This window comes from Flavobacterium chilense, assembly GCF_001602525.1.
GTDB classification, from domain to species: Bacteria; Bacteroidota; Bacteroidia; order Flavobacteriales; family Flavobacteriaceae; genus Flavobacterium; species Flavobacterium chilense.
On sequence record NZ_LSYT01000009.1, the window covers coordinates 292,860 to 301,807 of the forward strand.

6 protein-coding genes are annotated in these 8,948 nt (G+C 32.1%); 2 read left to right on the forward strand and 4 right to left on the reverse strand.

All coding sequences use genetic code 11. The annotated features are described in order from the left end of the window. Positions 1 to 76: 76 nt before the first annotated feature. The gene (locus A4F88_RS20565; protein ID WP_068844638.1) at positions 77 to 535 is read left to right on the forward strand and encodes an RNA methyltransferase; all 459 of its coding nucleotides are present in this window, start codon (positions 77 to 79) and stop codon (positions 533 to 535) included. Between the two features lie 710 nt (positions 536 to 1,245). Here the strand turns inward: A4F88_RS20565 and A4F88_RS20570 are convergent. Both A4F88_RS20570 and A4F88_RS20575 read right to left on the reverse strand, forming a co-directional pair. Further along, positions 1,246 to 2,910 carry a DUF262 domain-containing protein gene (locus tag A4F88_RS20570; RefSeq protein ID WP_068844639.1) on the reverse strand — a complete coding sequence of 555 codons (1,665 nt, stop codon included), beginning with the start codon at positions 2,908 to 2,910 and terminating at the stop codon, positions 1,246 to 1,248. A gap of 14 nt (positions 2,911 to 2,924) precedes the next feature. Beyond that, positions 2,925 to 3,464, reverse strand: a complete 540-nt coding sequence (locus tag A4F88_RS20575) for a hypothetical protein (RefSeq protein ID WP_068844640.1) — start codon at positions 3,462 to 3,464, stop codon at positions 2,925 to 2,927. Positions 3,465 to 4,083: 619 nt separating this feature from the next. Between A4F88_RS20575 and A4F88_RS20580 the strand changes: the two genes are divergently transcribed. Next, positions 4,084 to 5,538 carry a glycosyltransferase family 2 protein gene (locus A4F88_RS20580; protein WP_068844641.1) on the forward strand — a complete coding sequence of 485 codons (1,455 nt, stop codon included), beginning with the start codon at positions 4,084 to 4,086 and terminating at the stop codon, positions 5,536 to 5,538. Positions 5,539 to 6,069: 531 nt separating this feature from the next. On the opposite strand, the gene A4F88_RS20585 is transcribed toward A4F88_RS20580, so the two are convergent. Beyond that, positions 6,070 to 7,098: an NHL repeat-containing protein gene (locus A4F88_RS20585; protein WP_068844642.1), complete on the reverse strand. Its 1,029-nt coding sequence runs from the start codon at positions 7,096 to 7,098 to the stop codon at positions 6,070 to 6,072. Beyond that, positions 7,089 to 8,327 carry a hypothetical protein gene (locus A4F88_RS20590; protein WP_068844643.1) on the reverse strand — a complete coding sequence of 413 codons (1,239 nt, stop codon included), beginning with the start codon at positions 8,325 to 8,327 and terminating at the stop codon, positions 7,089 to 7,091. Before A4F88_RS20590 ends, A4F88_RS20585 begins: the two co-directional genes overlap by 10 nt. Between the last annotated feature and the right edge of the window lie 621 nt (positions 8,328 to 8,948).

Consider the following 8,948-nt stretch of genomic DNA (forward strand, 5'->3'; position numbering starts at 1 on the left):
TTGAGAGAAGTATTTTGGCCTTCGTTTTAGACAATAAAAATTGACTTATGTATTTACAGTTTGTACTTTTGTCCACATGAATGATAACTTTATAAATGAATATTTTGGAATAGGAATTCAAAATGGTAAAACACCTGAAAACCTGGGAGTTTTGTGGCGATCTGCTCAAAATTTAGGGGCTACGTTTATATTTACCATAGGTAATCGATATGCTAAACAAGCTTGTGATACTCATGATGCAGTAAAAGCTATTCCTTATTTTCATTATGATACTTTTGAGGCCTTTTTCGAAAACTTACCTAAAGGAGCACGATTGGTTGGGGTTGAATTAGATGAAAAAGCTTCTGATTTAGAGGTTTTTGAACATCCAAGACGTTGTGTTTATTTACTTGGAGCAGAAGATCATGGCTTATCCAGAAAAGTAATGGCGAAATGCCATCATCTGGTAAAATTTAAATCAGAAAAAAGTTTAAATGTGGCTGTGGCAGGAACTATTATTATGTACGACAGAAATTTACCTAAACCTCGTTCTTAAAGCCTAAGATCTGATTCTAAAATAGAGATAAAAAACAACACTTTCGCCCAATTTTTTCTGAAAAGAAAATCTAATTAGAGGCGAAATCTTCAACGACTTCACCAAACTGCAAATTGATCTTTTCAATATTGATAGGAACATAGTAGAATCGATGTATAAATTCGGTTCTGTCAACGAAGAGATTTTCATGAAGATTGAGAAAGAACTGGATTTGGAGGAGACTAGGTTGTGGATGGAAATGTATGAGGTGTAGGGAGGATTAAGTAAAGCTTTTATAAGTTGAATTATTGTAATATATGCCTTGGCTAATATTTTAGATGTAATTTTTTTAAACCAAATTTGTTGAGATGCCATTGTACAGATTGGAATTGGTCTTGACAAAAACTTGCGATTTCCATTACACTACTGTTTACCAATTATTGGATGATACTCTTTTCTTAAAGAGCATTCTATATGAGGAACTATAAAGTCATAATTAAGCACATCGATTTCTAAAGTTGTCACTCTAAATTCTAAACCGTGCAAGTTAGTTCTATGTCGAAGTTTCATAGCATAAGTGTTTTTAGTTGGGCTCAAATTTATATGTTCTTTTATTCTGCTGTAGATGTCTTTGTTTTTTTAATGAACAAAAATAAGGATCGGATATAATCTCGATTCAATTCCGATCCTATCTAGTTTACTTTGTAATTCTATTTACTTATTAAATATTTCTATAATTTATTTGGATCCCAATGATTTATTGCAAAAGTTACAATTTCAATTTGACGATTTTTTATTTCTAATTCTGTCCAACTATTTTTTAATGGTTCTAATTTTTGTCTTTGAATTAAGACAGATTTTGTTTCTCTATTAGAAGGTAAATTATTACTGTCACTAGAATTTCGACCTCTAGTTGATAAAACAAGATTTCCTATGTTGTTCAAAAAGTTGTCTTTAAATTCCTGAGTGTATTCAATACCATCAGGTTTTTGAGGTGTCCAATGATCAATAGTGTTTTCTAATTTATGTTTTCCAAATAGATTTGCAAAATCTGAATATTTCATTGAAGGCTCTCGTTCGTTTTCTCTTAATTTGTTTTCATACTTCCAAAGTAGATATTTAGTAATTGACCAATAATGATATCCACCATTTAAACATCTGTGGAAGTCACCAGTAAAATTCCAATAGTCCTTAAATCCATTTTTTGCTTTATCTAGTAATTCGTTTTCTAGATTTTGTAAATTATTGTTATAATTTAAAGCGATGGAGTGTAAACGATTTGTTCTATAATTGCCAACAGTATAAGACATTTTGAAAAGGATTATTTCTAAAAATCTTAATGCTTTTTGAATTGAATCAATATCTTGGTGGAAATGAAAAAGTTTAAGTAATAATGGAAAACTATTATATTGATCAAGGTAAAGAATGTCTGCTAAAGTACTTTGACTATCTCTTGAATTTTGAATTTCAACAATAGAAGAAAAGCTCTTTTTTAAAGCAACGGAAAATTCTTTGATCCATTTAGTTTTATTATCTTGTTTTCTAATTATTTTTTTTACTCTTTCTAATGAGGTGTCATCATTAGAAACAAATGCTATGGTGTGATAGTTTAAAATTTGATCTTCATCTGCAATTTTTATTAATTCTAGTGATTGGTAAATAGTTTCAAATTCTTTTTCGATATAACTAATTTCATGATTTGGATTACGTTTTAAAATTGTACAATCTAAATACACATTAAACATTAAAAATGATTTTAATTTCTCTAATTCCGTTAAATCCTTACCTCTATCATTCTGAAAAGTAAATAATTGTGTGGCTTCCGATTTATCAAAAACTTTATCAGTTGTTATTTTAGCATTCTCAATTAAATTTTTCCATTTGATAATTTCTTCAATAGTTACATTTTTTTTGTTTAATTCAGATGAAAAATAGTCGAAAGCTTCTTTAATTTTTTTACGAGAACGAGTATCATCTTTATCGGGAATACCTGAAATTACTATATTCTGAAAAAAATTGTTATCGTAATCGACAGTTGAATATTTTTGCTCTTCATCAGAGTTTATTAAATAATCGTTATATATGTTTTGTGCTATTTTAAGATATTCTGGAATATCTTTCAATTTGTTATAAATACAGCTCAAAAAAATAACAACTGATGTTAAACGTTGTTGCCCATCAATAATCCAAAATTTATTTTCATTAGTTTCATCAGCTTCAAACAAAAAGTGACCTAAATGATATTGCTTGACAGTTTCTGGATGTTCTTTAATGTCTTTAAAAAATTGAGTTATATGCTTATCTTTTTCCCATGAATAGGCACGTTGATAATTTGGAACTGCAAATAAATTTTTGCGCACACTAAAAATATTACTTATGCTTGATTTATAATCCATTATTTTCTTTTTTTCTAAATATTACATTCTATAAATAAAATATTTGGGAACTCAATTTTTTTTCTGTCTAGAAAAAAAATATTCTTATCATTCAATGCAGAACTATTAAATGTAATGACTCCTAATTTATCTTTAAACTTTTTCAACTCTTTCCTCATTTTTATTTGGAAGAAAGACGGGGCAGTATTAAAAGCTTCACCATCAATTTGATTATCATTTTTGTCAACAATTGTTAAATCATTACCTGAGTGATTACTCATTTTAAGTTGAATACTTTTGATATCATGTTTTTCAAATAATACTTGAGCAGCTTTTAATAAAACTAAATCTGAGTAAATTCGATTGCTAATTTCAAAAAAAGTTAAATTTTGATAAGGTCCAAAATTTATTTTCTCTCTTTTCATCCAAAGCATTAAATTTAATATGTCAAGTTCTGGAATTATCAAATTGACATTATCTATGCTCTTATGATAAATAGTAGTCACTTCTCTTAATTCGTTCAAAGATAAAGGTTTATTGAAATGCTGATTAAGTAGGTATGTGCTTTCTTTCATCTTATTTTAATATATTCTAATTTTATTATCACTAACTAAATTTGAATCCTAGGCGAACTAGAAATTTATCATTTATTTTTTTAATTTTTATCTTTTGTAAGATTGAGAAACTTTAAATATAAATGGTCTTTCTTTAACAAAGATTATTTTTTTTAAATTAAGTGCTTTACGGAAAACCATACTTTCATAAAAATTAATTTTCAACAAGGATATTAATAATTTAAAGCAATTCAATACGTATTTATACCTGAGTTTTCAAAATCAATTAAAATTTTCTTTTAAAAACGAATGTTATAGCCCAGACAGAAGCGGCATCCTTTTTCTTGCTTCTTTAGCAAGGAAAAGATACAGTGGATGGCTGGAAATAGCTTCTGAAACCTTACCAAAAAAAATCTAAAACCCCAACAAAAACTGTATACTGTATCCTAAAAACGTATAAAAATTACACACATCAAAACAATTAAAAATACCTAAACTACTTAAGACCAGTAAAAATAGATAATGGCACAACGCTTGCAAAATGGGATAATGTAAAATCCTTTCCGATAAATGAAAATAGAGAAGTCGGAGGGAGGTAATTAGATAAAAGCCCATAGCAAGCAATCAAAAGTAGTGTCATATGAAAAGTGAAATCCTTACAACCGAACAATTTTATACATCAAATCCGGATCTTAATACCAAACAAGCCTTAAACAGTTCCATTTTTCATATTAGTAATGATAATGCAGCATCAAAAAAAGTAAGCGAGCGTACCAAAAGTAAGTTTGGGTTATTCGTTTTGGTGAGTACGTTTATCTTACTATTTATTGGATCGTATGCTGTATACCATTTACAAGCTGATTTCGATCAGTTTCAGATTGAACGACTGAACTCTTCCTGGGGATTGCCATTCCTGATCGTGGCGGGAGTATTATTTTTCTTTCAGACAGGAGTTTTTATTTATAATTTATACTTGTATTTTACATACAAACCCATCGAATCAGTTTCGGATGAAATGTTGCCAACAGTTACTGTAATTGTTCCTGCATACAACGAAGGAAAACTGGTTTGGGATACTTTATTGAGTCTGGCTGATAGTGATTTCCCTGCACATAAATTGGAAATATTAGCTGTTGATGACGGAAGTAAAGACGATACCTGGTATTGGATGCAACAAGCTAAAATAAAATTAGGAGATCGTTTGACAATTTTCCAACAACCTCAAAATGCAGGAAAACGTCACGCCCTGCACCGTGGATTCGAATTAGGAATGGGAGAAATTTTTGTAACGGTTGATAGTGACTCAATCGTGAAAAAAGATACGTTACGTAATTTAGTAAGTCCGTTTGTAGTCGATGAAAAATGTGGAGCAGTTGCCGGAAATGTTCATGTATTGAACAGTAAAAAAGCAATTTTACCAAAAATGCTGAATGTAAGTTTCGTCATGAGTTTTGAATTCATGCGTTCTGCAGAAAGTAAATTAGGTTCTGTACTTTGTACTCCGGGAGCAGCGGCAGCGTATCGTAAAACTTCGGTTTTTGCCTGTCTGGACGAATGGATCAATCAAACTTTTATGGGACAGCCGTCTGATATTGGAGAAGACCGTGCAATGACAAATATGATTTTGAAACAAGGACAACATGTATTGTTTCAGCGTAATGCTTATGTTTTGACCAACGTGCCGGAAGAATACACCGGATTATATAAAATGTTTATCAGATGGAGCAGAAGTAATGTGCGTGAGAACATCGCCATGGCAAAATATGTTTTTACTGATTTCAGAAAAGAATCTAAATTTGGTCCGAGACTTTTATGGCTTAATCAGTCGTTGAGAATTTTAATGGCGTATCCGTTTATGCTTTTTATGTTCTTTTTTATCGCGATACATCCGTTATTGTTTTTAAGTTCTACACTTTTGGGAATCTTAATCGTATCTAGTTTTCCGGTTTTATTTTATGCTAAAAGATACAATTTCGCCGATTCGCTTTGGGCGTATTCGTATAGTGTTTTTTATACTTTTAGTTTATTCTGGATTACACCTTATGCCATAGTTACCGCCAATAAAAGAGGTTGGTTGACACGTGGTTTAGCTTAAAGAAAAATTGTAATTAAAAATAGAAATTAGTTTGTTTTGAAAGCTCTTGTTCATTCTTGAACAGGAGTTTTTTTTATGGAGTAGTTTTTTAAACACATAGGAACATAGGCTTTGTATATTCAAAAAGGCATTTTTATTTTAAAGTCATATAGTTGTTGTATGTGAAAGAGATGTGTTTCTTTTTTTTCTATAAAACCTATGTTTTTATGTGTTTGTTTTTTAGAGCGGATTTTGTGGTAAGAGGACTTCGACTCCGCTCAGTCTGACAACTGTTTATGAAATGATATTGTGAGGACTTCGACTTCGTTCAGTCTGACAATTGTTTATGAAATGATAGGGTACGAGGACTTCGACTTCGTTCAGTCTGACAATTGATGATGAAATGATATGGTATGAGGACTTCGACTTCGTTTAGTCTGACAAATTCATAAAAAAAGCTCTAAAGTTTAACCTTTAGAGCTTTTGTGTTTCCTGATTTTACAGTTATTAAAAACTTAAAATCCTTATATAACTTATATGGTTTAAAAAAAATTAATCCTGTTCTGCAATCGTAGATTTGTTCAGTTTTAAAACCCGGATTTTTTTATTGGTGTTATCAGATAAAAACAAACGATCGTTTAGTTGTGCCACGCCAACAATACTTCCAAACGGATTTTGTCCTAAAACATCAGATGCATTTACACTTGCAGTAAAGTTACGGTTCATGAAGTCCGCTTTTGGGTAAAGACGTAAGTAATTTGTGCTTCCCAAATTTTCAGAGGTTACAGCCCAGTCTTTGGTAAAACTAACTGCAATAGGTTTTGCATCAAAAGTAGCTGTTACCGGAGTTATAGGCTCGGTAAGAGACTTTGCAGCATTGGCTTTGATACTGGCAATGTTGTAATACAAATAACTTTTAGCATCTCTTCCGGCAACGACTAAATTTCCGGCATCTACATCAAGTGAATAGACCTGATCGAAACCGTTTAAAGTATTCAGTTTGGCAATAGGTTTTAAATTCCAGTCACTCGTTTCGGTGATTTGTGTAGTTTCGAAAACTTTAATCGAAGTTTCTTTTTCTTTTACGAAAATTAATCCGTCTCTTACTACAACGCCAAAAACGTGTACAAAAGTTTGCCACCACTGACCGTTTCCAACGGTACTAATTCCGGCATTTGTAGCTTCATCAATTACAAAAAGTCTGGACTCACGGCTTCCAATATAAATTCGGCCATTATCAACAGCAACAGAAGTAATTTCGGTTAACGGAATTGTGGTTGTTCCCTTTTTATATTCGGTTATGGTTTTGATGTGCGCCAAAGTCACTGCGTTGAATACTTCGAGTACATTACCATTGGCTACATATAATTTTTCGTTGGCAATCGTGATTCCTTTAGGATCTAAAGTTCCGGTTCCGTTTCCAATCTGAGCAGCGGTTATTGATGCTTCATCTGTTGGATAGTAATAATTATATGTGGTAGGTTCTGCATTTGCCGAGTCTTTGCTGCAATTGGTAAACAGGCAAAGTAATAGTAATAAAAACGGTATTTTGTTCATGATAGATTTGTAGGTTAGTTCCATTTTCCTTCTCCTTTATACTTTAATAAAAATGGATTTTTAGGATTAATTTTAAAGACAGGTTTTTTGTAAGTACCTGTTAAATATCCGGTTTTTGAATATCCTTTTAAAATATCCGGATCTGTAAAAGGAAGATCATTTAAGGAAATCAGGTATTTATAAAAATCGGTTAACATTTCCTGCTGACCGCCACCTTCGCCACTATTGGCTAAATTACTACTATGGCTATAACCACTATGATGTGAATATTCGTGTGACCAAACCGACATTTCTCCAACCCAGTGTCCGGTTACATAACCGGATTCCCATTGCGAAGCTAATGCGCCACCGCCCCAGGCCGAACCTCCGCCAACCATAGCCATATTCAAAGTTCTACTGTCGATGTAGGTGTTGTAAGCCTGTTCAATTTGGGCTTTAGTCAAATAATCGTAAACTCCGTCTTTGTCGTCAGCGTTTCCATGCCAGTTTAAAGCACCATTTATAGCTGTTCCTGCAGTTGCTGCCTGTTCTTTTTTGTATCGGTCAAAATTCATAAAAGTATCGTAATACAAAGGATGACTTATCGCATACGAGAAGTTGATAATCATTGTAATCGCTTCTTTTGCCAAAACAGGATTCATTGGTAAAAATTTATTAGGATCATCAGCAGGATTATTAAGGTGGTACTGCGTACTAAACTGAACCAAACGAGCCGATTTAATTTTCTTGAATTTTGCAAATAAAGGATCTGAAGATTCTACCGAGAATTCGATTGCGCCTGAAGAGAAACCATCTATTTTATCAATCGTAACTGTTTTTCCGTTTTCTAACTGATAATCATGTTTTCCTTCTACCAAAGGAATTTGATGAAACGAACGGTGAAAAGCCGGAACTTTAGAAAACTCATAAATTAAAAATCGTTTGTCGTAGTTGGCTATTTTAGCGTACACTTTTACATCGTTGAGTCCAACCGGAGAATACAGAGAAACCTGTACCGAGTCTTTTCCTTTTTGGATGATTTGCATAGGCTGATTTACTCGAAACCAACGGTCTTTGTTGTCATACATTTTAGACGAGTTTTCGGTGTCTTCAAACATCGTCATCGGACGATTTCCAACGGGTAAATTTGTAGCATCAATAGCAGCCAAATAATTGGCTTTGTAACCGTCTCCTTTTGAGTCGTCATCGCTGCAACCCACGATCAGGCTTGCGATAAGCACATAGGGTAAAAAATGGGAAAGTTTTTTTTTCATAGGTATTTGTAGGTAAAATTTGGGGTTTATTTATGAAAACGCAAAACTATCAATATCATTATTAAAAACAAGGATACTGACAGAAAATTGCGATTTTAATTTATTTTTAAAGTAGGTTTTTTTAGCTTTTGTTACTGCTCAATTATTTGCTGGTTTTAGGTTTTTATTGAAAACGAAGGTAACAATGAATATGAGTTCAACCTTTCGAATTTGATTTAAAATGTTTTGATTTTGTATAAAAAGAACCCTGTTTCAAATGTTTCCTGATTCGTTTTTGTAATTATTTCAACACATAGAAACACAGGTTTTATTTGTAAAAGTGAATACTAAAGAAGATACATTTCTTCACAAAGTATGATGCTGTGTATTTTAAAATAGTGAAATGCCTTTTTTGAGTAAACGAAACTGATATTTCTATGTGTTTCATATAAATGCTTTGTATCTGGTCGAATAATTTTAGTAATCAAAACGTTTAAAAGCTTCGATTGCTTCGTATTCAGCCAAACCTAGTTCATCGTATAAGATGGCTGTGTTTTTATTACGGTCTTCGGCTCTCACCCAGAATTCTCTGGAGTCATTACCCTGAAACATCACCCGGTCTTTTTGAGACTGGTGGTATAA